26 protein-coding genes are annotated in these 25,398 nt (G+C 39.1%); 9 read left to right on the forward strand and 17 right to left on the reverse strand.

Annotated elements, in window-relative coordinates:
- Positions 1–108 precede the first annotated feature (108 nt).
- Entirely contained in the window at positions 109–1,347 is a 1,239-nt protein-coding gene (locus J2S25_RS00110) for an MFS transporter (RefSeq protein ID WP_044395519.1), read from the reverse strand.
- Positions 1,348–1,673: 326 nt separating this feature from the next.
- On the opposite strand from J2S25_RS00110, the gene J2S25_RS00115 reads away from it, so the two are divergent.
- The gene (locus tag J2S25_RS00115; protein ID WP_307190907.1) at positions 1,674–3,416 is read left to right on the forward strand and encodes an AAA family ATPase; all 1,743 of its coding nucleotides are present in this window, start codon (positions 1,674–1,676) and stop codon (positions 3,414–3,416) included.
- A 39-nt stretch (positions 3,417–3,455) separates the two neighbouring features.
- Here J2S25_RS00115 and J2S25_RS00120 read toward each other — a convergent pair whose 3' ends face one another.
- Both J2S25_RS00120 and J2S25_RS00125 read right to left on the reverse strand, forming a co-directional pair.
- A complete protein-coding gene (locus tag J2S25_RS00120) occupies positions 3,456–4,286 on the reverse strand; it encodes an STAS domain-containing protein (RefSeq protein WP_044395523.1) in 831 nt (276 codons plus the stop codon).
- A gap of 89 nt (positions 4,287–4,375) precedes the next feature.
- Positions 4,376–4,651 (reverse strand): YkvA family protein, encoded by a 276-nt coding sequence (locus tag J2S25_RS00125; protein WP_307190908.1) that lies wholly within the window; start codon positions 4,649–4,651, stop codon positions 4,376–4,378.
- Between the two features lie 248 nt (positions 4,652–4,899).
- Between J2S25_RS00125 and J2S25_RS00130 the strand changes: the two genes are divergently transcribed.
- Positions 4,900–5,655, forward strand: a complete 756-nt coding sequence (locus J2S25_RS00130) for a uracil-DNA glycosylase family protein (RefSeq protein WP_307190909.1) — start codon at positions 4,900–4,902, stop codon at positions 5,653–5,655.
- A 58-nt stretch (positions 5,656–5,713) separates the two neighbouring features.
- Here the strand turns inward: J2S25_RS00130 and J2S25_RS00135 are convergent, their stop codons facing one another.
- The 5 genes from J2S25_RS00135 to ltaE form a co-directional block, all read right to left on the reverse strand.
- Positions 5,714–7,993: an ATP-dependent DNA helicase gene (locus J2S25_RS00135; protein ID WP_307190910.1), complete on the reverse strand. Its 2,280-nt coding sequence runs from the start codon at positions 7,991–7,993 to the stop codon at positions 5,714–5,716.
- Between the two features lie 106 nt (positions 7,994–8,099).
- On the reverse strand, positions 8,100–8,228 hold the full coding sequence (locus J2S25_RS00140; RefSeq protein WP_307190911.1) for a hypothetical protein: 129 nt from the start codon (positions 8,226–8,228) through the stop codon (positions 8,100–8,102).
- Positions 8,229–8,529: 301 nt separating this feature from the next.
- Positions 8,530–9,750 carry a tetratricopeptide repeat protein gene (locus J2S25_RS00145; RefSeq protein ID WP_307190912.1) on the reverse strand — a complete coding sequence of 407 codons (1,221 nt, stop codon included), beginning with the start codon at positions 9,748–9,750 and terminating at the stop codon, positions 8,530–8,532.
- A 184-nt stretch (positions 9,751–9,934) separates the two neighbouring features.
- Positions 9,935–11,221 carry a S8 family peptidase gene (locus tag J2S25_RS00150; protein ID WP_307190913.1) on the reverse strand — a complete coding sequence of 429 codons (1,287 nt, stop codon included), beginning with the start codon at positions 11,219–11,221 and terminating at the stop codon, positions 9,935–9,937.
- Between the two features lie 432 nt (positions 11,222–11,653).
- Positions 11,654–12,679 (reverse strand): low-specificity L-threonine aldolase, encoded by a 1,026-nt coding sequence (ltaE, locus tag J2S25_RS00155; RefSeq protein ID WP_307190914.1) that lies wholly within the window; start codon positions 12,677–12,679, stop codon positions 11,654–11,656.
- A 188-nt stretch (positions 12,680–12,867) separates the two neighbouring features.
- Here ltaE and J2S25_RS00160 point away from each other — a divergent pair, with 188 nt between their 5' ends.
- Positions 12,868–13,353: a hypothetical protein gene (locus J2S25_RS00160; RefSeq protein WP_307190915.1), complete on the forward strand. Its 486-nt coding sequence runs from the start codon at positions 12,868–12,870 to the stop codon at positions 13,351–13,353.
- A 38-nt stretch (positions 13,354–13,391) separates the two neighbouring features.
- On the opposite strand, the gene J2S25_RS00165 is transcribed toward J2S25_RS00160, so the two are convergent.
- From J2S25_RS00165 to J2S25_RS00180, 4 genes are all read right to left on the reverse strand, one after another.
- A complete protein-coding gene (locus J2S25_RS00165; protein ID WP_307190916.1) occupies positions 13,392–13,793 on the reverse strand; it encodes an anti-sigma regulatory factor in 402 nt (133 codons plus the stop codon).
- Positions 13,794–13,797: 4 nt separating this feature from the next.
- Complete coding sequence (locus J2S25_RS00170) at positions 13,798–14,154, reverse strand: STAS domain-containing protein (RefSeq protein WP_044394785.1); 357 nt, start codon at positions 14,152–14,154, stop codon at positions 13,798–13,800.
- Between the two features lie 204 nt (positions 14,155–14,358).
- Complete coding sequence (locus J2S25_RS00175) at positions 14,359–15,375, reverse strand: C40 family peptidase (RefSeq protein ID WP_307190917.1); 1,017 nt, start codon at positions 15,373–15,375, stop codon at positions 14,359–14,361.
- Positions 15,376–15,743: 368 nt separating this feature from the next.
- Positions 15,744–16,178, reverse strand: a complete 435-nt coding sequence (locus tag J2S25_RS00180; RefSeq protein WP_307190918.1) for a hypothetical protein — start codon at positions 16,176–16,178, stop codon at positions 15,744–15,746.
- Positions 16,179–16,415: 237 nt separating this feature from the next.
- On the opposite strand from J2S25_RS00180, the gene J2S25_RS00185 reads away from it, so the two are divergent.
- Together J2S25_RS00185 and J2S25_RS00190 are read left to right on the forward strand one after the other, a co-directional pair.
- Complete coding sequence (locus J2S25_RS00185; RefSeq protein WP_307191037.1) at positions 16,416–17,525, forward strand: TIGR04053 family radical SAM/SPASM domain-containing protein; 1,110 nt, start codon at positions 16,416–16,418, stop codon at positions 17,523–17,525.
- A 168-nt stretch (positions 17,526–17,693) separates the two neighbouring features.
- Positions 17,694–17,990 carry a HesB/YadR/YfhF family protein gene (locus tag J2S25_RS00190; RefSeq protein ID WP_044394775.1) on the forward strand — a complete coding sequence of 99 codons (297 nt, stop codon included), beginning with the start codon at positions 17,694–17,696 and terminating at the stop codon, positions 17,988–17,990.
- A gap of 94 nt (positions 17,991–18,084) precedes the next feature.
- On the opposite strand, the gene J2S25_RS00195 is transcribed toward J2S25_RS00190, so the two are convergent.
- Complete coding sequence (locus tag J2S25_RS00195) at positions 18,085–18,681, reverse strand: class I SAM-dependent methyltransferase (protein WP_307190919.1); 597 nt, start codon at positions 18,679–18,681, stop codon at positions 18,085–18,087.
- A gap of 223 nt (positions 18,682–18,904) precedes the next feature.
- Between J2S25_RS00195 and J2S25_RS00200 the strand changes: the two genes are divergently transcribed.
- Positions 18,905–19,108 carry a thioredoxin domain-containing protein gene (locus J2S25_RS00200; protein ID WP_084221859.1) on the forward strand — a complete coding sequence of 68 codons (204 nt, stop codon included), beginning with the start codon at positions 18,905–18,907 and terminating at the stop codon, positions 19,106–19,108.
- 107 nt (positions 19,109–19,215) lie between these two features.
- Here the strand turns inward: J2S25_RS00200 and selB are convergent, their stop codons facing one another.
- A complete protein-coding gene (selB, locus tag J2S25_RS00205) occupies positions 19,216–21,075 on the reverse strand; it encodes a selenocysteine-specific translation elongation factor (protein ID WP_439117475.1) in 1,860 nt (619 codons plus the stop codon).
- Positions 21,076–21,359: 284 nt separating this feature from the next.
- On the opposite strand from selB, the gene J2S25_RS00210 reads away from it, so the two are divergent.
- The 3 genes from J2S25_RS00210 to J2S25_RS00220 all read left to right on the forward strand — a co-directional run bounded on the left by J2S25_RS00210 (position 21,360) and on the right by J2S25_RS00220 (position 22,573).
- Complete coding sequence (locus tag J2S25_RS00210; protein WP_307190921.1) at positions 21,360–21,566, forward strand: spore coat protein; 207 nt, start codon at positions 21,360–21,362, stop codon at positions 21,564–21,566.
- Between the two features lie 105 nt (positions 21,567–21,671).
- Positions 21,672–22,106: a spore coat protein gene (locus J2S25_RS00215; RefSeq protein WP_307190922.1), complete on the forward strand. Its 435-nt coding sequence runs from the start codon at positions 21,672–21,674 to the stop codon at positions 22,104–22,106.
- 29 nt (positions 22,107–22,135) lie between these two features.
- Entirely contained in the window at positions 22,136–22,573 is a 438-nt protein-coding gene (locus tag J2S25_RS00220; RefSeq protein ID WP_307190923.1) for a spore coat protein, read from the forward strand.
- A gap of 93 nt (positions 22,574–22,666) precedes the next feature.
- On the opposite strand, the gene J2S25_RS00225 is transcribed toward J2S25_RS00220, so the two are convergent.
- From J2S25_RS00225 to J2S25_RS00235, 3 genes are all read right to left on the reverse strand, one after another.
- Positions 22,667–23,242 (reverse strand): branched-chain amino acid aminotransferase, encoded by a 576-nt coding sequence (locus tag J2S25_RS00225; protein ID WP_307190924.1) that lies wholly within the window; start codon positions 23,240–23,242, stop codon positions 22,667–22,669.
- Between the two features lie 231 nt (positions 23,243–23,473).
- On the reverse strand, positions 23,474–24,733 hold the full coding sequence (locus tag J2S25_RS00230) for a LysM peptidoglycan-binding domain-containing protein (RefSeq protein ID WP_307190925.1): 1,260 nt from the start codon (positions 24,731–24,733) through the stop codon (positions 23,474–23,476).
- A 145-nt stretch (positions 24,734–24,878) separates the two neighbouring features.
- Entirely contained in the window at positions 24,879–25,361 is a 483-nt protein-coding gene (locus J2S25_RS00235) for a hypothetical protein (RefSeq protein ID WP_241768516.1), read from the reverse strand.
- Between the last annotated feature and the right edge of the window lie 37 nt (positions 25,362–25,398).

The raw sequence follows: 25,398 nt of genomic DNA on the forward strand, positions 1-25,398 counted from the left end.
TGCACAATGGCAGAAAATATTCCCTTAACGTCTGCTTCCTAGTACATCCAAAAAACACTGTAAAGAAAAAGGCTGCAACGGTAATTAATCACCATTACAGCCTTATATTTAATTTATATTCCTCTCAGATTCTAGAACGAATAGATTCTTTTTAGATTGGAGGAAAACGATTGATGTCAATGTAATTGCTAATAGCAGCCCAATGACCGAAAATCCGATGGTAGCGGTTTGCAGTTCAATGACCTCAGCCAAGTATCCTAACAATAGTGTCAATACGATTTGAACCATCGACTGAAAAAATGCAAAAGCACTGCTAAACCTTCCCATTAACTCTATCGGCACATTGTTCTGAAAAAAGGTTGTGTATCCGGTAAATGAAAACGGTGAGAAGAATCCAATTACGATGAAGCCAAATACAGCTAAAGGTACAGTTTCCGATGATGCTAGAAAAAACATAAAGTACCCGATCACCGATAATAAAGACCCTAATCCTAACAGTGTACGAATGGAAAGCCTCGATGCCAATGCAGATACTGCGAAAGAGCCAGCGACATAACCTGCGCCAGTAAGACTAACAAGCAAGCCATAATTCTTTTCTGACAAACCGATGACTTGCTGGATAAAGGTTACTTCCTGTGAATCAAGTGCATAGGAGATCAGTGTAATGAATTGGAAAATCATGAAAACCACCATAAATCCAACCGCTGCTTTTCCAAAATCGGCCACTGCCTTCCAATCAGTAGCAATCATTTTCAATGTAATACTGTTGTCTACGTATTTTTCTTTTCCCTCTTCCCTATCAACGTCTGGCAAGAAGGATATAGCCGCTGCACAGAAAAAGAAGGTAACTGCATTTAAATAAATGCTGGTATTTATGCTTCCATACATAATCAGCAGGCCAGAAACACTCGGCCCAACCAACATTGCTCCTGAAGTCGCGAATGAAAAAAAGGAATTAAACCGTTTTCTTTTTTCAGGGGGAATCAACTTTGCTATGTATGTTTCGGAAGCGGGCCCAAAAAAGGATCCAGCAATATTAGTCAAAAACATAAGAATATAAATAGGAAAAAGCGATGTAAAAAAAGGAATCGTTGCAATGAATATCCCCCGGATTAGATCAATCCAGATCATCAACTTTCTTTTGTTTACACGATCGATGACGCTTCCAGCCCATGTATTTGTCAGAAGGATCGCCAAGGGCCTGATGATAAACAAGCCTGCAATGGCTGCAGCTGAGCCAGTGATGTTTAATACCAATAAATTAATTGCTACAAAATAAATCCAGTTGCCAATATTTGAAATCCCAATTCCCAAAATCAGTAATATGGGATCTTTCCATTCCTTCAAGCAATACCCCTCCTCAACCAGTTAAAATTATCGGAATTTTACCAATCCTTTCTCTTTTTTATCCTATCGGTAACTTCCAAAAGTTTCAAGCACCTATTTTGAATTGAATTACATTTTATTCCATAACTATTAATGGTCACAATTTGTCCATATAAATTTTCCCAATATAAATACTTGAAACATGCATTATACCCGCATTTTCGCCACTCTTAAACGCTTCAAGTAAAAGTTTCATATATTTACCACCCTCTCTACGACAATTTACCTATTTATAACATCGGTATATTACTTATAATGGTATATAGATTCGATAAGGAGCTGAAAGCATGAATTCAAATCCAAAATTTGTTTCTAAAATCCTTCCGTTTTTTGCGGCGTTTATGGTATTGGTTACAATAGCAGCGACAATTGTCGTTCAAAATAATGATGATCAAGTATCGGTTCCATTTAGTTCTCTAGTCAAGTCAGTAGAAAGTCTTAACGGCGACGAGGCAACGCTGATTGAAAAAATAGATGGAACACTCATACTTAAAACGAAAGATGCAACATTTGTTTCCCAAGTTCCCCCTGGAAGTGATATGGTCGATAAATTAGTAGAAAAATATAATATCAGTTATGAATATATGAATAACAGCAAGTATGGTGCATGGATTTTTGGTGGTGTTCTGTTGCTTTTAATGGGTGGCGCATATGTCATCCAAAAAAAAACCGGAGGGATTGGTGCCGGTAATCGAATGAAAAACAGCCTGTCAAAGCCTCATCCTTTGCCTTCGATCACACTAGCTGACGTTGGCGGTTTACAGGAAGAAATGAAAGAAGAAATCAACCAGACACTTTCCATTCTGAAAAATCCTGACAAATCAGCCAGGATGGGCATTAAACCTCCGAAGGGACTTCTGTTATACGGTCCTCCAGGAACAGGAAAAACTCTCCTTGCACAGGCAATCGCTCGTGAGCTGAATGCAAATTTTTTCTCGACCAGCGGGTCAGCTTTCAATGAAATGTTTATCGGAGTTGGTGCTTCTCGGGTGCGAAGCTTGTTTCAGAGTGCACGGAAGCAAGGTCCTGCAGTCATTTTTATTGATGAAGTGGACGCACTTGCCGGCAAGCGGAAACCGCATGGCGGAGAGGAAGGGGAAAAGACGCTCACAGAACTTCTCGTCCAGCTAGATGGAGGACATTCAAATGATGGTATTCTTTTCATTGCCGCAACAAACAGAAAAGACATGCTGGATGATGCATTCCTCCGCCCTGGTCGAATTGATTTTTCTTTCAATGTCCCACTGCCAGATACTAAAGGCAGAAGGGAAATCATTGATATCCATATCAAAGGGAAAAATCTTGCCCCAGATGTCTTCTCCTCATTGGATGACCTGGCAGAAAGCACCTCAGGTTTTTCAGGTGCAGAGCTGTACTCATTGTTTGAAACTGCCAGCAGACGCGCATTGAGAAACGACCAGGATATCATTTCAAAAAGCGATCTTGATTTTGCCCTAGACCGGATCATCCTTGGCAGCACATCTAGGACACTCCAGGATGCTGACACGAAGCGAAGGGTTGCCATTCACGAAGCTGGACATGCTCTTGTTTCTGCTGTCACCAAACCAGGTTCTGTCCGGAAAGCGACCATTATTCCGCGCGGCCAGGCACTTGGATATGTAGCACCAATACCAAAAGAGCTTGAATTGTCAACGCACAGCGATTTAATCGACCGTATTGCCATGATCCTTGCCGGTGGTGTCGCTGAAAGAATGTTGCTTGGGGAGCACAGTATTGGGGTAAGCGGAGATGTTCAACAGGCGAAACAAATCATTGAACAAATGGTCGATACTGGTTTATTGCAGGAAGGCTTCTCCCTCACTTTCAGCAAAGGGTTAAGAGAAACAAAAATGCAGGAACTTTTTGATGACGCTCTCGAAAAATCCGAAATGATTATAAGATCTCATCAAAATCAATTTGGAGAACTTGTTGATGCGTTATTAAAGAAAGAAACTCTCGAAGGCTCCGAAGTAGATGATATTGTCCAAAATACATCTTGTTTTCGAGAAGAGCGATGTGTAATGGTATAAATAAAAAAAGATTTCCGAATAAATAATCGGAAATCTTTTTTATTTTCGCTGGGCAATTGCCTGGGCAAGATTTGCTTTAATGTCTATTTCTTTAAAAGAAATTCCCAGCTGAACGGCGGTTTGGGCAATCTCAGGACGCATGCCAGAAAGCGTCGCATTTACGCCTATTAATTTCAAGGCATTCAATAGCTGGAAAATTTGATGAGCAACCATCGTATCAATCATTACAACACCAGATAAATCTACAAATAAATGGTGAATATCCCTTTGGGAGCACTGCAACAATGTGTTTTCAATGATTATTTTAGCTCTTGAAGTATCTATATCCCCAATCAGCGGCAGCAACCCCTGGTGGTTCGCAAGCGAAATAACAGGAGCACTTAATTCATTAATTGTTTCTTGCTGTGCTTTCATCACCCTTTGAGAGTATTTATAGGTAGCTTCTATGAAGCGCAGAATCACCTCATCCATTTCTTTCAAGATGATATCATACCAGATATCGATCTCTTTTCTTGTTATTTCAGGATGCAATTCTGCAAATCGGCGAACATAATCAAAATACTGGCTTCTTACATTTTTAAATTCCTTAATTACGTATTGAATTGGCGTGTTAACATGTTCAATATCACTTGCAACTTTTTCGATCCAGGGACTAAAGTCCTTGATAAATTCCCCCTCTTTCTTTTTAAATAACTCAATGAAATGAAGGTGAAACTCATGATTCTGTTCTTTTAACGAAGATATAACATCTGGATTGCGAGAAGCGTAAACACCCGCGGAATTTTCAAAATCGATATTTCGATGCCATTCCTCTGTCATATTCCAACTATTTTTCTTTAAAAAATTGTATAATTCCTGATTCCGATGCAAAGAATTTCCCCCTAACTGGAAGGTAGATGTAATATAGGTAGAACTACCTCAATCAAGCCCCAATCTATTATACCAAACAGTTTTTAGTTTTACTCTATTTTGTGTTTCTCTCTTAGTTCAGCAGGAGCCATCTTAATGATTTGCTGAAGTACGATTAAAAGAACTCCAATATCATCGACGACACCAATCAGTGTTAAAAAATCAGGAATAATATCAAAGGGAAACAAAAAATATCCAATGATCAAGCTTGCGGAAATGATTTTTTGCTTCACTGGAACCACTCTAGACGTGAAAAATTCTATTAGAAAAGGAAGGAATTTTTTTGCATGAAAAATCATTCGAATTCTTTTAAAAAACATCTTCATTATGATGCACCTCTTTTATACAGAATCTTATATCCTTCTTTCACTATTCGCCAATTTCAAAACCACTAAAGGCATTATTATTCACGGTCGTCAGATGGATTCGTTTCATTTATCTTATAGGTTTACATAATACTATTATTGAGTATTCCACTTTCTAGTCTTCATGTCGCTTGCCAGCCGTCTGACAAAATTGATAATCTTAAAAAGGTTCGTTCATAATATATGTACTATACATAGGGGGATTATTTATGGCTAAACTGGTTGAATACATAGAAAAAATTGCAGAACTCCCTTTGAAAGAAAATTACTCTCGAGAAGAACTTTTGACCAAAGAGTTTTTATTGACGAAAGAAGGCCGACTTGAGGTCTATTATTGTACACATAATGAATACATAAATCCAAAAGCAAAGGTGTTTATTGTTGGAATAACTCCTGGTTTCCAGCAAATGAGCAAGTCCATTGCAGTTGCCCGCTCCCTTATTGAAAAAAGAAAGCCTGTTACCGAGATTCCTTATTTGTGTAAACGGGAAGCGAGATTTTCTGGGGTACTACGCAATCATATCATTGAAATGCTTGATGACCTCGAATTACAAAAATGGCTAGCATTGGAATCTTGTGCGCTACTTTTTAATGAAAAAGACAATCTGCTTCATACAACGTCTCTGATTCCATATGCTGTTTTCAATAATCGGAAAAATTACACCGGACATCATCCAAAAATTCTAAAAAACAAAATGATGATGGGTTTCTTAAAAAGTTACTTTGAACCACAAGCTTGCATGCTTCAGAATGCGATTGTGGTCCCACTTGGAAAAAGTGTCGAAGAAGTCATGAGGCTATACGTCAGTGAAGGGCTTCTGGAAGAAAAAAATATTCTCTTTGGATTCCCTCACCCGTCAGGTGCAAACGGACACCGACTGCCGCAATTTAACAGGAACAAAGAGAAAATGAAAAATACCATTAAAGACTTTTTCCAGTTCGAATTCAATAACACTAGTTGTTAAGCATGGTATGACCATTTAAATGATACTTTCGTATTACAAATATTTTCTTATATGCGTGTTACCATAAGGTGAAATTTTTCCAATTATTCGGCAAAAGCGCCTGATATTTAGGTAGCAGGTAACGATCGTCTATCAACACTATTCTGCCTGTGTCCTTTTCTGATCGAATCAGTCTTCCTCCAGCCTGCAGTACTTTGTTCATGCCCGGAAAGACATAGGCATAATCATAACCATTCTTTCCAATACCAGCGAAATGCTTTTTTATCAAGTCTCTTTCGAATCCTATCTGAGGCAGTCCCACACCTACAACCACTACCCCGTTAAGCCTGTCCCCTTTTAAGTCGATGCCTTCAGAAAATACACCGCCAAGAACAGTAAAACCAACGAGTGATCTTTTATTGTCAGCTGTGAAAGATTCCAGGAATGCGGCACGCTCTTCATCATCCATCCTTGTACCCTGGACAATCGTGGTGATATCCTCATTGGAAATGCGCCACTCATCCAGTACCATATTAAGGTATTGGTAGGATGGAAAGAAAAACAGATAATTGCCTGGAGCATTGTGGACTAGATCAGACATTGTTTGGACGATCGGATTAACGGATCTTGTCCGGTCTTTGAACCTTGTTGATAACGATTGAATCTTCACTTCAGTCTGCTTATTAGTAAATGGAGAAGGTACCAAAGTGATATAATCTTCGTGATCGCCGCCAAGCATATCTCTGTAATAGCTCATAGGGTTAAGAGTAGCTGAAAAAAAGATTCGAGATTTAAAACTTTTTCCTGACTGTTTAATCAGATGAGAGGGATCCAGGCAAAACTGCTTTATCAGAACATCATTTTTTTCAATTACAGCATATAAAACGAACCGTTCATCATATAATCTGCTGATTCTTTGCCAATTTTGGGCAACGAAAAAAGTTTCAAGCAGTAAGTCTGATTCTCCTGCTCTAATGAGTTCATTTTCAGCATGTTCAATGAACTCTGCTACCAACTGATTCAATTCCTCGAGTGGCGCCTCGTACTCCATAGTTTTTGATGAACCAACCTGTTTTCTTAATTGGATAAAATAGTTATTAAGACGTTTGGATATATCACCTAATGAAAGATTTTTTTCTTTAAATTCCCTTTTCAACTGAAGAAAAGATGATTTTTCCAATGTCGCAGAGAATATATCCCGTCCTCGATCAACGAGATTATGTGCCTCATCGACAAGAAGGATGGTTTTCTTTTTTTGTTCATCGAACAGTCTACTCAAAGAGATTTTTGGATCAAATATGTAATTATAATCGCATATGACCGCATCTGCTTCGTATGCTAGGTCCAATGAAAATTCAAAAGGACAAACTAAATGTTTTCGGGCATATTTTTCAATGCAGCTTCTATTCAGAATTGCTTCCTTGCGGAGGATATCAAGCACTGCATCGTTTATCCTGTCATAATATCCATTTGCATATTCACAATCGTTCTTGTTGCACTTTCCCTCACTGGTAAAACACACCTTAGCTTTTGCGGTGATTGTCACCGTCCTTATTTCCAAGCCTTTTTTTATCATAAGACTGAACGCTTCCTCTGCGGTTAGCCTTGTTGTTGTTTTGGCAGTTAAATAAAATAGCTTCCTAATTCGTTCCTCCCCTATTGCCTTAACTGCAGGAAATATAGTTGAAATGGTTTTGCCAATCCCAGTCGGTGCATTGGCAAATAACGTTCTTCCTTCGTTGATTGTCTTATAGACTGCCCCGGCAAGTTGTCGTTGTCCCTGACGGTATCTGGGAAATGGAAAGTTCAGCTTTTTTATGCTCTGATCCCTTTTCAAACCATGTTCCACCTGCAACCGGGCATACGGTGCAAAATCTGCGATCATTCCTCTAACGGAATCTTCTAATTCAACTAAGGAAAATGTTCTTTTAAAAAACTTCTTGTCACCAGAAATTTTGTGAACATAAGTCAGCCGGAGATCTATCTGGTCTTTCCCCTGTTCCTTTAAAAACATAAAGCCATAGCATTGTGCTTGCGCCCAGTGAGCATGATTTGTTCGCTCATCAATACTCTCCAAAGGCAAAGAAGTCGATTTAATTTCATCAATCGTAATTTTCTCCCCTGAAAAAAGCAATCCGTCACAGCGACCTTCGATCATAAATAAAAGGTTATCAAATTCAAGTTTTGTTTTTAAAAAGACTTCACTCTGATCCATCTCTTGATAAGTTTTTTGGATTTCCCGATGGATCCTTGAGCCTTCAGAGAAAGAGGATGCGGATTTAAAACCCGATTCAATGCTTCCAGTTTTAAATACATATTCAGCCAGTACCCTTACTGGAATTTTTATTATCTTCTTCATCCTGCTCACTCCCTGCTTAACCTTCTATTCCATTATAGTACATATGTTCTCTATGAATCAATCAAAAAAACCGCCCAGCAAGACCTGAAACGGATTTATTTCTAATTTACCAATGTCGTGTATCTTCAAGCAAACTGTCAATTTCAATCTGGCTCAGTGAAAAACGTAAATCATCGTCAGCCTTTTCCGTTGTTTCTTCTAACAGCTCGTCAATATCCATGCTAATTCTTCCCATACCGAACCTCCTCAGTCAATAAGACGATCGATTGTCCATGCGGTCCACATGAAAATAGTTCGGTTTTTATTTGAGGGGTCTGGGGGTTAATGAACGCAGTAAAAATTTTCCCAAGTCGTTGCTACATTTTTTAACACCGTAATTAAATTCGAAAGGAGGTATCTTCGGTTTATTAAAAACAAAAAGGCCTAAATTAGGCCTTTTTGAGAGTTATTCATGCTGGAGGTAAAATTGGCGGCATGCTTGCTGCCATAACACTTGTCCTTAATGCTGTAACCATCTTTTTCATACAATCTCCTCCTCAATTGATTTTTTCTATATATTTTACTGCTTGATCAAATCTTCCCATCTGTCGATAGTGATTTGATAGCATTTTGTAAAACCAAATTAATTCTTCACTTTTGCCATCACTTTTTTCAAGAAATGGTATCACCATGGTTTCAGAGTAGTCTAACGATTTTTCTGGAGCATCCCAAGTCATTAAATAATAATTTGCTAATATTCTATACTTTCGATTTTCTGTGTCTTTAGATAATTCGTATACTTCCTCAAAAGCTTTCCTTGCTTTTTCTTTATTTTGCAGCTCATATTGTATCTCTCCGATTGAAAAGAGAGTAATGAGATAGTGTTGTGTTCCTTTTGTTTGTAAAGATAAGCTTTTCTCAAAGAAGAAAATCGCCTTTTTATAGTTCTTAAGCTTTTTTTGAAGATATGCCATATTGTGATATATTTCAGGTAATAATTTCTTTTCCTGTAAAATCTCTGCATTTCTGATGAGATTTTTATAGCAATCTTCGGCTTCTTCATAGATTTTAGAATTGGTGTAGTTGATACCAAGCAACATCAACACATGCAAAATTCTTTTAAAATTATGTTGTTCCATGAATTCTTGCAGTGCCATCTTCCCATAATAAATAGCGTAACCTAAATCTTCTGGAGAAGTTTTAGCCAAAGCACGATGATAAAGTAATTCTCCATCCGGTATGTCAAACTTTGATCCCTTGCCAATAGTGTCTAAGATCTTATCTGCTTTCTTATATATTCTCTTCTTTAATAACATTACAGCATGCAGATAGGAAAATAAAGTCATTTGAGGTTGGGAAAATATTTTCTTTTGTTTCTTCAATGATTCATATTGTTCATGGGCTTCGGTAAATCTGTGCTTGAAAATCAAATACCTAAATTTGGTAAGTTCATATGTATGTAAATAGGTCGTGAATGGAATAATTTCTTCGAATTGCTTTACTAATTGCATAATTGTATCTGCTTCTTCCTCTTGTATAAAATCGATTTTTTCATTTAGTTCTTTAATTAGCTGCTTAATCTGTTCTTCATTTTTTGTGATGGATACCAGGTTGACGCCCAGCCTTTCGAGGAGGAGGCTCATTGTTTCGCCATTGGCTTCTTTTGAGTTGCTTTCAATTTTGCTTAAATGTGAAACTGAACATATGCCTTTAGCCAGTTCCGTTTGTGTTAACCCATGCCGGATTCTGTAAAATTTGATTAATGGTCCAAATTGCATACGTTCACCTACTGTTTTCTTATTAATCTACCACCTTTTTCAGAAATTAAAACTGTCCAAAAGTACTATTTTTAAAAAATTCTATATTTTAAAAATTATACCTTCAGATAATACTATAAATAAAAAAATAAAGCCACTGGAATCAATCATTCATCCAGATGGCTTTCAAGTGTAAGCATTTAAATTATTTTACCCGAGGGAAACCGAATCCGGATGCGTAGTCATCACCTGTACTAGCTCCAGTTCCTCCTTTAATGTCATAAAGTTTTGCCCGCCTTTGGATTTCCGAACGAAGCTGGGCGTTGCTCCATGATTTATTCGAAGACCATAATTTCGCAGCAAGTCCAGAAATATGCGGAGTTGCCATGGAAGTTCCGCTCATAGTCGTATAGTTGCCATCTACTGCAGTAGAATAAATTCCGCCGCCAGGTGCTGCAACTTCAACATCCTTTTCCTGGATATAATAATCCCCATCAGTATTTGGGTTGCCGCGGGAAGAAAAGTCGGATACTTTATAGGTACCATTTACAAATGTATTATCAAGTGATGCAACAGCAATTGCATTCGTAAGTGCACCTGGATACCCGATTGTATTGGCACTCGGACCACTGTTTCCAGCTGCAGCAACCACTAAAGCACCTTTGCTGTATGCATAGTCAACTGCGCTTGCAATCATCGAATCTTTGCCACTAGATCCTAAAGACATGGAGATGACAACCCGCGTTCCGGTTCGGACACCTTCATCAGCAGCATGACGGATTGCTCCAGCGATATCATCAGAATACCCAGATCCATTGTCTCCAAGAACCTTATATCCCCATAGTTCAGCTTCCGGTGCTACACCGTAAACCCCAGCACCATCATAACCTCCATTCGCTGCGGCCGTTCCGGCTACATGTGTACCATGTCCTTGGCGATCAGTACATGAACCATTGACTAAAGATGAAGAAGTCTGGGTGAAATCCTTACATTGTTCAACATTGTCAGTCAAATCAATGTGATTTCGGTTGATTCCTGTGTCAAGAACAGCTACCTTGATTCCGTCTCCACCACTTGTTGATTGGATATAGTTATCGTTATAGACTGCTTGAATGCCCCATGGTGTCTGGTCGGATGGGTAGGATGCCTGGACAGTATAGTCACCCTTGCCTTTCCCCTTTCCATTGCTATTTCCTTCGACTCGGCCATCGACTGTATACATACCAACTTGAGAGATTTCGATATTCTTATTTTTCAACAATGCCTGATATTGTTTGCTGTTCACTTCAGTCGTAAAACCTTGTTTTCCAAAATCCCACCGTTTGCCGTATTGTCCTTTCACTTTTGCTTTTTCTGCACTCGGACCTTGAATTAACACTCGGTAAGTATCCTGATTCTCCTGTGTACCGGCGCCAAAAGCACCTGTTGCGAACATGGAAATACCCATTGCCAAACTAAGTACAGCGGCTCCGAAAACTCTTTTCTTTTTCATCCTTTTGCTCCTCTCATTTTAAAAAATTTGCAGCATGCCAGGCTACACTATTAGTATATTTCAAATTTTCTGTTTTCAGCAAGTGCGCATAGTTGGGAAAAAAGCAGAGCATTATTCTTTTCGCATTAGGGAAATATATAGTCCAGTTATAAATTCCGCTTTCGCTTACTACCTTTCAAAATACCATTTTAAAGAATTTCTAAGCTAGTAATACAAAAATGGAATGAAAAAATAGCTAACTCCGCATCAACTACTAAGAAAACTCATTATCAGCGATTGCACGCGCAAGGAATGAAGGAGAAAAGAACTTTCAAAACTCTTCATAGATCTAAAAAATTCTATTCTATGTTAATTCTGGTTCACAACAAATATCGGCATATGGATAACGTTTAGAAAAGAATCAAGGCTGGATGCAGAACATCCAGCCTTCTTTTAATTTTTGGCTACTTTTGCAATTGCTTCAATTGCCTTCTGAATTTGATCCTCTTTTACATCGTAATGAGTAACGAAACGCACAAGGGTTGGACCAAAAGTTCCTGAAATTACTCCTTCTGACCGCAGTTTTTTCACAAAATCCTCAGAGGTGATATTTAAACCTGTAACATCGGCGACTACAATATTTGTTTCTGGATGCCTTGCAAGTTTCATCCCTGGAATCGATTCGATTCCTTCTGCGAGAATCCTGGCATTCCATTGATCTTCTCCAAGCCGATCTTTCATTTTCGTCAAAGCTATTAATCCTGGCGCAGCGATGATACCAGCCTGTCTCATTCCGCCACCCAATCGTTTTCTCCATTTTCTTGCTGTTTTAATAAAATCGGAACTTCCTGCAATGATGGAACCAACTGGAGCTCCTAATCCCTTTGAAAGACATATTTGAACTGTATCCGTGTATTTAGCAAATTCCTTTACATCGACTCCCGCTGCAGCCGCAGCATTGAATAATCTGGCACCATCGAGATGAACAGGTACATTATTTGCTTTTGCGGTATTGTAAACTGCTTCCATGTTTTCAACTGGGATAACTGCCCCTCCCGCCCTATTATGGGTATTTTCGAGGCAAATCAATCCTGTTTCGGGGTAATGGATATCTTCTGTACGGATGGCGTTTAGAACATCGTTTGGATCCATAGCCCCTTTTTTTCCTGCGATTGTCCTCGTTTGGACTCCAGCAAGTGCAGCTACTGCTCCTGATTCGTAATAAAAAATATGGGATTCTTCTTCAAGCAACAGTTCCTGACCCGGACGGCAATGAGTAAGTACCGCAATTTGATTTCCCTGTGTTCCACTAGTAACAAATAACGCTTTTTCTTTTCCAAGTATCTCAGCAGCAGTTTCTTCTAGTTCATTAACAGTGGGATCTTCCTGATATACATCATCACCCACTTCTGCAGCATACATTGCTCTGCGCATTTCATCAGTCGGTTTGGTAACGGTATCACTTCGTAAATCGATCATTCTTATTCCTCATTTCTATGTAAATTTTACCATTTTCCCCTTTTGCGTTTTTCTACTTTTTCGTTGCGTGGAAAAATTTCATTATTTGGACAAATATCATATGTTGGTTAAATTTAACATAATTTTCTGCAGAACACAATAAAAAAAATTCTTGTTCGTGGTAAATTTAGATATTTTGGAGAAACTAAATGAAAGAAACTAATTTTAAAGGAGCAGATATGTTACATAACATCTTCAGGATCATTATGGTTGTAGTTTCCTGGGCTACTTTGTTGCTTTATCCTAAAAGCCAATTTAAACATTTTTTTCCAGTAACATTATTCGTCACTGGGCTTGTAGCTATTTTGTTACTGTTATCGAGCCCCTATAGATTATGGAAAGTATCTGGAGGGCTTGCATCAAAAATCATCAATGATTTAAGCTTTACTCTCGGTCCCTTTCTTGTGGCTAATCTGTGGGTCTTTCGACTTTCATACGGAAGCATCTGGCAATACTTAGGCATTAATCTTGTGATGGACTATTTATTGGCATATCCAGTAAGCAGGGTCTTTAAGAAATGGAATATTTACCAATTAGACAGGTTAAAGCCTTTCTATTTCTTCAGCGTAATTTATTTTTTTGCACTTTCAGCGTACGGCTTCCAATATTTTTTTCGATTCCATCAAAAAGAATAAAAGGTCTTTCTTGGGTAGAAACAGGATAATAACTTCGGTTATCTTACCCATTTCGTAATGATGATTTTTGTTCCGACACCAACCGTTGAGTCAATATCAAAAGTATCCATTAACCTTTTCACTCCAGGAAGGCCTGCACCAAGTCCGCCAGAGGTTGAATAGCCATCTTGCAATACCATCCTGATATCATTAATTCCTGTTCCATTATCAGCAGCTATAATTTTGATTCCTTTTCTGCCGTTTTCATGCAATATCTCTATCGTGATCTGACCGCTGCCTGCATACAAATATATATTCCTGGCAAGTTCAGAAATTGCTGTCGTGATCCTTGCCTGATCGACCCCTCCAAATTGAAGCTTTTTTGAAACTTCTCTCCCTTTTTGCCGAGCAAGTACTATATCGAATTCATTTTTTATATTTACTAAAATCGATTCGGTCATGTGGTTAAACCTCTAACAACTGACTTAATATCGAAATGCCCTGTTCCAGATCCAGAGCGGTATGGACATTATCCAATGTAATGCCCAATTCGATCAAAGTAATGGCTACTGCTGGCTGTATGCCTGTAACAACGGACTTTGTTCCCATCAAGCTTGTCATTACGATAACATCGCCCAAAACCTTTGCTATGAAGGAATCAACCATATCAACAGAAGTAAGATCGATCACAACACCTTTTGCACTTGTAGCTTTAATTTTATCCAACAAATCCTCCTGAAAGGTCAATACAGTCTGGTCATCCAATTCAACTTGGATAGAAACCAGCAGATAATCTTTTAATTTTAAGATTGGGATCCTCACTTTATATGCCTCCAAGTCGTAAACTAACAAGAAATCTTTTTGACTTAAAAAAGATTTTAATTGGATTATACGTTATGTAAGATATGCTTTACAAATTAAAAGCAGTATTTATAGTACTAAAGTGTAAGTTACTCATGATAAAACAATAAAATAAAAAAACCTCCCCTAAAGGAGGTTTCCAGCACCAAAATTACGGATAACGAGTTAAAAAGTAGTTTTTGCACCAAGGTAACGAGCTTTCCAGTAAGAGTTATTCATATCACTAATTTCTACTCCTCTAGAGGACCCGGCATGAATAAATTTGCCATTGCCAAGATAAATGCCTGCATGTGATGGACCAGTTTTATATGTTTCATAAAATACTAGGTCTCCTACACGTGGGGAGGAAACAGATTTAGTTGCGTCCCAAATGGAAGATACTGTTCTTGGAATAGAAATTCCTGCTTTATTATAGACATAGTTCAGAAATCCAGAACAATCAAATCCAGATGGAGAGCTACCAGCCCAAACGTATGGCACTCCCAAGTATTTTTTTGATTCTGCAATCAATCTATTCACCTGTGAAGTGGAGCCGTATGTTGCAACTACAGGTGCAGATGCAGATGCTGTTGACACTTTTGTTGCAATCGTAGTGGCAACAGTTCCTGATAATCTCAATACTTGCCCTGGAAAAATAAGGTCTGATTTAAGATTATTGATCGATTTCAACTTCGACACCGTTTGTTGATGGCGAGAAGCAATCGTTGACAAATTATCACCGCTACGGACTGTGTATGTATTCGATGTACTTGCAGGCACGACTGAAGCAGGCTGAGCAGCCGTATCAGAAACCTTTAATTTTTGGCCAGGATAAAGAACATCAGAAGATAATCGATTGAGAGATTTTAAGGTACTGATCGACATTCCGTTTGATTTTGCAATCCCCCATAAAGTGTCCCCTGACTTTACGATATAGCCGTCTACACGCGCACTTTGAGCGGCAGTATTGGAGTGACCATGTGGGGCCTGGACGGAAAGTTTTTGATTTACATAGATTGTCGAATTTGATAGATCATTCCATTTTTGAAGATCATTCACCGCAACATTGTATGTGTTAGAAAGCTTCCATAAAGAATCTCCAGATTGTACCGTGTATACTTTTTCATGTGCACTAGCAGAACCATTGAATGATGCAATAAAAATTCCAGCTGTTGCAGCTACCGTCAGAATTTGTTTTTTCATGTTGAGCAACTCCCTTTGATTTCGTTTACAAATTAATAGTAGAGTTTCTCAAACTAGTTTTGAATCTATAAATATTGGTTTACAAGGAATAGTTTTCCTGTGATCATTCATTCGTTCTCTTCTCAAACTATTCAATAAACCTTTTATCTACAGGGTATTTAGTTACTTTTTCCACTTTTATTCTTTTTGTTGTAATGTTTCTGCAATAGAAGCTTAATTTCATTGTAATGTACACTTCCTATGTAACTATTCCTATTTTTAGTGTAAGACAAGAGGAAAAAGGACTAATAACATGGCAATCTCGTAACATTTTATAAAATAACGCAGAACGGCCCGCTAAATTTCAGCGGGCCGTTCTGCATTTCCTGTTAGAGATTTCGCTTAATTAATTGTTCTGTCATTTGGTCAACCTTTTGCCAATTTCCTTCTTGCTTGGCGGCTGCAGCAATTTGATTGATCATATTACTGCTCTCAGGATCAGTCGCATTTTGAGCATGGTCCACAGAAGTATTGTTTGTTTTTTGAGAATTCGTCATGCCTGAGGTTATTTCTTTGGCGAACTCCGTTAATCCGGCAGATATGGGCTGGTTTTGTGAATTTCCAGTGCTTGTGTTCTGAAAAAGCTGCCTCATTCCATTTCCCATGCTATTTCGGAAAGCAAATGCGGCTGCGGCACTTGCTACAACACCCATAACTGAAAACGTCATGGAGCGTGATTTCTTGCGTTTATACCCAAACATCTTCAGTAAAGATTGAAGAATATTCGACTTCCTCAACCCAGACATCCAAGCAGTTCGATTCATCGAAAGCACCCCTTTATAAATTAGAGGAGAAAAAATATCCCCTCCTCTCTTTAGTATTAGGCATTGGACATTCAATATACGGGAAAAGTTCTTCATTCTTTTTGTTGCTATCATGTAACATTCCTTACATGCAAACCTACCCACCTATTTTATAATGTAGGAATAAAACGATAAAAGCAGGTGATGAAAGTGCATAATACAGGACTTGGTCATTCCACAAACAGTCCATTAGCCGAAATGGATTTTAACATAAATCCTTTTATTGCTATTTGGGAAGTAACTAGAGCTTGTCAGTTAAAATGTATCCACTGCCGGGCTGATGCACAAAACAAGCCTGATCCTATGGAATTAAGTCCTGAGGAAGGACTGAAGCTTATCGATCAAATTCATGAAATGGGCAACCCTATGCTTGTGTTTACAGGCGGCGACTGCATGATGCGAGAAGATCTATTCGAACTGGCTGAATATGCGGTGAAGAAGGGCATGCGCGTCTCGATGACACCAAGTGCTACTGAAAATGTTACAAAAGAAAAAATGCTCCGAGCCAAGGAAGTTGGTTTATCCAGATGGGCTTTCAGCCTTGACGGACCAACTCCAGAGATACATGATCATTTTCGTGGTACTCCAGGGTCATTCCATCTGACAATTGAAAAAGTCAACTATTTAAATGAATTAAAAATGCCGCTGCAGCTTAATACTGTCATCTCACGTTATAATTATGATCATTTAGAACAAATGGCGGAACTGATGAAAGAACTAAAAGTTGTGATGTGGTACATATTCCTTTTGGTTCCTACCGGCAGAGGTCAGCTAGATGCCTGCTTGACACCTGCAGAGCATGAAAAAGTGTTCCGTTGGCTGTACGAAGTAAGTAAAACTGCTCCATATGATATTAAAACAACAGCAGCTCAGCATTACCGTAGGGTTGTATTCCAACAAAAAGCCAAAGAACATCGCGTGAACAAAGATGAAATTCGTTATGAAGACACATTAACAAAAGATATGGCTTCCGTCGTTGATGGCCTGAAACGCGCCCCAAAAGGTGTCAATGATGGCAACGGATTTGTTTTCATTTCTCACACAGGAGATGTGATGCCATCCGGATTGCTGCCTTTAGTTGGCGGAAATGTTCGGGAGAAACCTTTGGCGGAGATTTATCGACACTCTCCGATCTTCAAGAATCTCCGAAGTCCTGATCAATACAAAGGAAAATGCGGTGTTTGCGAATTCCGTTATGTCTGTGGGGGTTCCCGTTCACGAACCTATGCAGTCACCGGAGACTACATGGAAAGCGAGCCATTCTGTGTCTATATCCCGGAAGTTTTGCGCAAAGGAAAAAATCGTTAATAATAATGCCTGAAAGCTCCGGTTTAAGGAGCTTTCTTTATAAAAATCCATCGAATTCCTTTAGTGAAATATTGAACCTTTTATGACATCTTTTTTCGTGTGACATAAAGCATGGAGAATGATAACTTTCACCCTCTACAATATAGGTAACGAAAGGATGGTGCCAAGATGACAATCAAAATTGATCAAGAAGCATTAAAATGGTTTGAAAGAGAATTCGATACTTCAAAACCGTTTCACATCCGCCTTTATCCTCAATATGCAGGGTTTGGTGACAAGAATAAAGGCTACAGCTTAGCATTCTCGCTAGAAGCTCCAGCCGTTGCTGCCGAACAGCAGGAACTGAACGGAATAACCTTTTATGTTGAATCCAATGACACATGGTTTTTTGATGATACAGAAGTAGAAATCAAATACAGCGATACTGATGGTGAAATATTCACAAACTATAAGGAGCATCATTAATCATACACTTTTGCAATCTGGCTGAGCTCCTGGAGGCCCAGGAGCTCTTTCGTATTTCATTTTATCGAACGTTGGTTCTCAAATTATTCTTTTTTTATTTCTTGATGATCACCTGAATAACATGACCAGTTCCCCTGTGCAATTCTCCTTCTACTCTTTCTTGCTCTCCATAAAAAAAATGAATAACATGATAGTCCTTAATCCATTGCAATACATCAAATGGGTTATAAAGCATATCAACGGACTTTGGTCCGCCTGTACCGTATTTCACTTGGTCTTCTGAGTATACTTCAAACATGATGATCCCCTCTGGTTTGACAGTGGAAATCAATTTGTTGATCACGTTTTTTTGATCGTTTTTACTAAAATGCCCAAACACCATAAAGGCTGCTTCAAATTCTTCAACGGGTACTGAGTCTCGTGTTAAATCCTTTAGCTCCGTTGACAATTTCACCTCATACCGTTTTGCTAACGCCTCAGTTTTACTCAAACCATTTTCCGCATAATCATATGCTGTAACATGATGCCCCTGCCTCGCAATAAATACTGCATTTCGTCCTTCGCCTTCTGCAAACGCGACAATACTGCTACCCTTTTTCAGTCTGTGGAACTGTTCTCTGATAAATTGATTTGGTTCTTCCCCATAAATATATTGGTCTGAACCAAAACGTTCATGCCAAGTATTTCCCATACGATCACTCCTCCTTATTATTATACCCTTTCCCCTTTTTTTAGTATGATAAAAGTTCAAGTGGCTATTCTATTTTAAAGAAAGGAGTTTATTTCAGATGAAGGAATTAACATCCATGGATGAGGTTACAAAGTTGATCAACGAAAACGAATTAAGTTTTATTTACGTTTTAACCGATAGTTGAAGTGTCTGTCATGGATTGCTTCCTCAGGTCGAGGATGTTTTGAAAGATTTTCCTAAAATCGAGACAGGACTGGTTAATGCGGGGAAGGTCACCGAAATTGCTGGATTCCTAATGGTGTTCACAGTACCTGTTCTCGTCCTGTATGCAGATGGCAGAGAATATATTAGGGAGGCAAGGATCGTCCAAGTTGAAAAATTAAGGGCGGATGTCTCGAAGGTATATGAAGGTTTTTTTGGAGAATAAGTGAGCCGTATTAATTTTATACTATTGACAATAATAATGTTATGTAAACAAATACATGATGAAAAGAACAGCAGAACCCCTTCTCTTGGCTTCTGCTGTTCTTCTGGTTATTTCTTTTTCCAGATCCTCTTGTTGTCGATTCTTTTTGTATATCCTAGTGAATCGAGACGTTCAAGAAATGGAATCAAATACTTACGTGATAACTCTACTGATTCCTTGGCTTGTGAAACTTCAAATTCATCCTTTGTATGTTCTTTTAACTTCCGGACAGCTTCTGCAAAATGTTCTCCATACCAGGCATATTGGTCATCTAGCATCACAATTACTCCCTGGTCTTCCAAGAATCGTTTTAGTTCTATGGAAATGGAGTCAGGAATGCCTGCTTTTTTTAAATAATCATTCAAATAGGCCACCTGCAAGCCGTCCTTTTTCAGTTCATTGACCAGAGTTTCTGTCCGTTTTTCCCAACTTTTTGGGACATGTGGAGAAAATGCGGAAAGAGAGATATATTGGTCTTTTTTCACAAATAAGCCCTTGCTAATGCCATTATCGATTATGAATTCCAGCAATGATCTCGAGAATGCTGTTTGCAAAGTTTGCAGCAATTCAGCTTTGTACATGCCCGTACGCATTGCATTTCCCGAATGATAGTCTTCCAGTCGATCTTTGATATCTTCTTCGATAAAGTCAATGACTGATGTCAAGGCATATTCTTTATTAGAAATTTTGATAAACTGATCATCTTTAAGATTGGCTAAAATAGATTGCTCATCCAATGCTGTCCGCTTAATAAGCTCTTCGATCGTCAGGCTTTTTGCCTCATATAAGGCAGCGTTCATTCTTTCGATCGGGGTTCCTGCTTTCTTTTTTTCCAACTCCTCCATTGTCTGCTGGCCAAAACGATACTTGTTTCCACGCGGGTCGATTACCCAACCGCCTCCGATCGTCTCTTGCGGACTTGGCCTGCGAACAATAAACCGATCTCCTCGTTTAGTGACGATCTTTTCATCAAGACGCAGCTGACAAAGAATTTCCCCATTGTCTTCTTTTAGTTCGTTACGGTCAAAAAAGACAATCCGTCCCATTACTTCAGCAGTCCCGATATGGCATTTAATCGGTGTCCTTTGTTTTACCAGGTGGTCGAGATCCTCCACCACTCTTATTGCAACATCTATTGTATTGGTAACGATAAAATGTTCAGATGAAACTAGCACTTCTCCCCGTTCAAGTTCATCTCTGGATATCCCAGAAAGATTAATGGCAGCCCGCTGACCCGCGAACGCTTTTTTGGCAGGCTGATGGTGAACCTGAAGCTGACGAGCCCTTACTTCGAGCCCCGATGGCAAGACTCTTAATTGCTGTCCTTCTTCGACTGTTCCCTCGTAAACCGTGCCTCTAATAACAGTGCCCTGGCCTTTTACGGTAAATACCTGGTCGATTGGCAGCCGGAATGCCCCCTTAACGTCCCGCATTTCTTGCTCTTTCAGTGTGTCAATGATTCTTTCTTTCAATTCGCTAATTCCTTTTTTAGAAAGGCTATCAACCATCATAAAAGGTGCATTTTCAAAAACCGTATCTTTAAGCTCTCCAAGAATGTCGTCTTTCACAAGTTCGATGAAGTCTTCCTCCACCCTGTCAATTTTTGTAATTGCTATAATTCCTGAACGGATGCCCAGGAACCCAAGAATGTCCAGGTGCTCACGAGTTTGCGGCATAACTCCTTCATCTGCTGCAACAACAAGAACAACAAGGTCAATCCCTGCAACACCAGCAATCATTTGGCGGATAAAGCGCTCATGACCGGGAACGTCCACTACGGAAATTTGCAATTCTTCATCTTCATATAGTGGCGCAAAACCAAGCTCAATCGAAATTTGCCGTTCCTTTTCTTCCTTCAGTCGGTCTGTGTCGACATTGGTCAACGCCTTGGTCAACGACGTTTTCCCGTGATCAATATGACCTGCCATCCCGATGGTAAAATACCTCTTGCTCAACTGCAGACACCTTCTTTTACTATATATAAAACAACTCTAACTTTAAATCCAAAATAGTTCAAGCACCGAAAACCAGACACTTTTTGCATATGCCATTAAGCAAACTGTTTTCCGATCAACCTAACAAAACAACTTCAACTTATAACTTCTGTTGCTAATTTTCATACAAATTCATCTAATTTAAGTTTTTCGCCCTGTCCAATGCAGATTCACTTTCATATCCTGTTAAGAAAAATAATTTGCAAGGAGGGATTTACATGAGTAAACAGCAAAATAAACCAGGAGCAATCCCTAATAAACTAGTTGACTTATTTGTTTCAGATATTCTGCAAAAAAACGGGATTAGCAAACAAGCAATTAAAGGGAAAATCACAGCTGAAAAAAAACAGGCTATCATGGAATTAGTAGAGGATCTTAGCAAGCAAGTTGACGCCTTTGTCAATAAAAATACTGCTTCCAAATAGACGGGTGTCTTTTTATAAGAAAAAAACCTTTCTCTAGGGAATACACACAAGCTATGCGAGATTTGGAGAATAAAATATTCCATACTAAATAAAGGAGTGAAAACAATGCCAAACTATTATCATGCTCATCATTTGCCTCAACCATATCGGAAGAACCGGCAAAGAAAGGCTGATGTGAACCAAGAGGCCTTACAGCTTAATTATACGGAGCAGGATTCTGATGAACTAATTTGGATTAGAGAGTCTTGTAGTGTTAAAGTTCATACTACGGACACCCAAGTGGCTGTTTCCTTACAGGTGGCCCTTCAATTAGCGATTGCACTTGTCATCGGTATTACGATAGGTGACTCGGAAAAGGGCCAATATGTCGCACAGCAACTTACACAGGAAATAGGTACCGAACAAACGAACAAGCAAAAAATCATTATTAATAATTCAAAGGACATCAATGTGACAACTACCGATACTGATGTTGCAGTAAATATTCAAGCATTACTGCAGATTCTGCTAGCACTTGTTGGCGAATTGGACATTCTGTAATCCAATAAAACTTGAAAGGGGTGAAAACGATGCGCAAAGAAAAAACGTGGAGAGCTTTGGACTATTGTGATTGTGAAACAGAAAAAGCCAATAATCAGGAAGTGACACAGGAAGCAGAGCAAAAGCTGGTCACTAAGCAACAATCTTTTGAGTGGATTATCATCAAGGATTCTGAAGACGTTGATGTCCACACAACCGATACCCAGGCTGCCGTCTCCCTGCAACTCGGACTCCAGGCAGCAATCGCAGCAGTCATTACCATTTCACTAGGAGATTCAGAAAAGGCGAAAGCTGTCGTCAATGATATTAACCAAGTGTTCAAAACGAAACAACGCAATGTACAAAAAATGATTATTGAAGGATCCAAGCATGTGGAAATCAGGACAACTGACACAGATGTCGCTGTGAATATCCAGGCGCTTCTTCAAATTCTTGTCACACTCATAGCCAAGCTCGACATTCTGTAAACATATTTCTAACATGAAAGGACATAACCTGCAGACTTTACACTAGTCTGCAGGTTATGTTGGTTACATAAAGCCCAACGGAAATGGATTTTATTACTTTTGTTCTATCGATTCCACCATTCTGAATAGAAAATCATAAATTAGAGAAAATGCTTCCTTTATGGTTAAACTCTCCTTGTATCCTTCCAGGCCATTCAATGCGAAGTTAAGACTCCATATTCCCTCGTCGCCGTCGAACAGTAAGTCGTATCCATCTTCCCGGAGGTGTTGCTCCAAATAGACCTTAATGGCTGGCGCCAGCTTTTTTTGTCGCTTTAGGCCAAGCATTACATCGTACGTCCCAAAAACTTCATCTTTTTCAAAACTCACAGCATCGACTCCGATCAAATCAAACCATTTCGATTCTATGTACATGAATTCATTTTTCCGGTCTTTAAAATAGGTGATGGGCTGCTCAAGAAAGTCGAATGACTCCTTTCCTAGGAAATCCTCCGTTTCCTTGTCCCCTCTTTCAATGTATGCTTGAGCAAAAAGGCTGCCTGAATCTATCATCTTAGTCTCTTTTCCTTCGATCAATCCCTGTTGTTTGGCAAATTCCCTCATGACATTTGGTAAATCGACAGATCCATCCTGTGTTGCGAGATACTTCTCCACCTGGTTTTTCAACATTTTTTTCCCTCCATAATTGGGTTTCCTATTATGTATATTGAATGGTTATTTTAGAAATAGCAACTAATCTTGATGATTATTGCCAAACTCGTTTACACCCTAACAGCAAAAGAAAAAGGAAATGATAGTCATTGCCTGGTTCGTCCTAAAATCTTCCTGATCTAATAATCGAATAATGTCTTTTCTGAACCAGCAAAAGCTTCGAATCCATACCTTTTCAAACCAGCTCCCCTATATGATCTCGACCTTATGAAGATAAGCCCAGTTTTGCGGAGCTTTGTAGCTCAATTGCCAGTATGTTGCTCCATACAATCCATATAAATCGATTAGTTTGTATTTTTCTATATAACTGCGGATATCTTCAAACCAGACGATGTGTTCCTCCGTCCCTCTCCAAAATCTGAACCATGGTGATTGTGCAGCATTGTCATACTCGATGACGGAGCCTGTTGAGATGGCTAGGTTTTGGGCAGCCAGCACGGAAACAGCATGATATCGACTAGTTAAACTTATCTTGTCATGTCCATAAAACGATAGGCCAATCTGCAGTTTGTCACGCGGTATCAATGTTAAAGAATACCTGACAACAAGTGCAATCCACCAAAGCGGTGAAACTGGATCTGGCGGGCCGCCTGGATACCCATAATCAATGGTCATAACAGCGACAATATCAGCGATTTCCCCGATTTTTTTATAATCATGCGCACCTACAATTGGGTTGGATGGAAGATCTTCCGTCTTTGCATGTACATTTACATGCAAAATAAGACTTCCCATAGCTGCTTTTAGTTCCTTGAGGAATGAGGTAAAATCCTCTCGTTGAGGAGGAGGAATAAATTCAATGTCTACGCTAATTCCCCTGTATCCTCTTTTTAACGCCAGATTCACCAGGCTTGCTACCAGATTCCTTCGATAAGCCGGAGTGGACAGAACTCTCCCTGCAAGCTCTTTGCTGAATCCTGACGATGTTGTATTTTGAATCAATAATAATGGAAGGATATTCAACTCTGTGCTCTTTCGGACAATCGGGAGGTCATCGCCTACTACATAGGCATATCCTTCTTCCGTGAAGGAAAATGCTGCAACTGCAAGGTAGGTAAGCTGGGGTGCCATTTCCATTAAATCGGTAAGGAATGTTGGAGAAGATCCAGGTACGATGAATCCTAAGGTGGCAAAACGCGGTTTAATAGGAGAAGGTATGTTGATGTTCTGGCCAATGGATAATCTGTTTGGATCAAGACCCGGATTAGCAGTCAATATATTGGCGATACTTGTCTGGAATTGTATGGAAAGTTTCCACAATGTATCTCCAGCTTTTATTTTATAATACCTGATGATTGGTTGCTGATCTGGGATGTAAAGGGCGAGACCAGGCACGATAAGATTTACGGAAGGAAGGCCATTCGTTTCCACAATATGTTGAATCGTTACACCATACATTTTGGAAAGAGTCCAGAGGTTTTCCCCTGATTTCACAATGTGCACAGCCATTTGATCACACCTTTTTGTATTATCATATGGCTGGTGTTCCGAAATATATTCCTTTCGTTTTGCAATAGGTTCCGCAAGATAGAAAAAGGCCGCACAAAAATGATGAATGTGCGAACCTTCCTGTTACATCAGAGCAATGGGTATCTTACGCATTTTTTAACTTTAATTTTTTCATTACCTTAGTTGTTATCTTTTTATCATCTTTGGTTACCGACTTTGGTTTATATGGCAATACTGTTTTTATCGCATTATTATTTTCGATACTTAGAATTTCCAGATAAAATGCTGTGCTTTTCCGATTGCCATTTAAATATCCCCGAAGGATCTTCATTTTATCAGGAGTTCCTGTTAAATCCCCTTGATAATCCCATTCAATTTCATTTTCATATCTTGAATCCATTTTTTCCTTTAATGCGAATGCCTCTGACAATGCATCCTCTGGTGTCGAAAAGTAAGATTTTGTTCTTCGTAGCCCCTTCTTTTTGTTGCCATCGCCTGCTTTTGCCTGATATAGTTTGATTAACATTTTCCTCATCCTCTCTGGTTTAGTCTCACGCCTTCTCATAGTAAGTCCAAATACCAGAAGACCCGAGGAATTACTTATAATACAGTATACCCTTTTTTCCATCAGTTACCTATTAATAAGGAAATAAAGTCTATCGCGA

This window comes from Mesobacillus stamsii (assembly GCF_030814065.1).
In the GTDB taxonomy this organism is placed as follows: domain Bacteria; phylum Bacillota; class Bacilli; order Bacillales; family Cytobacillaceae; genus Mesobacillus; species Mesobacillus stamsii.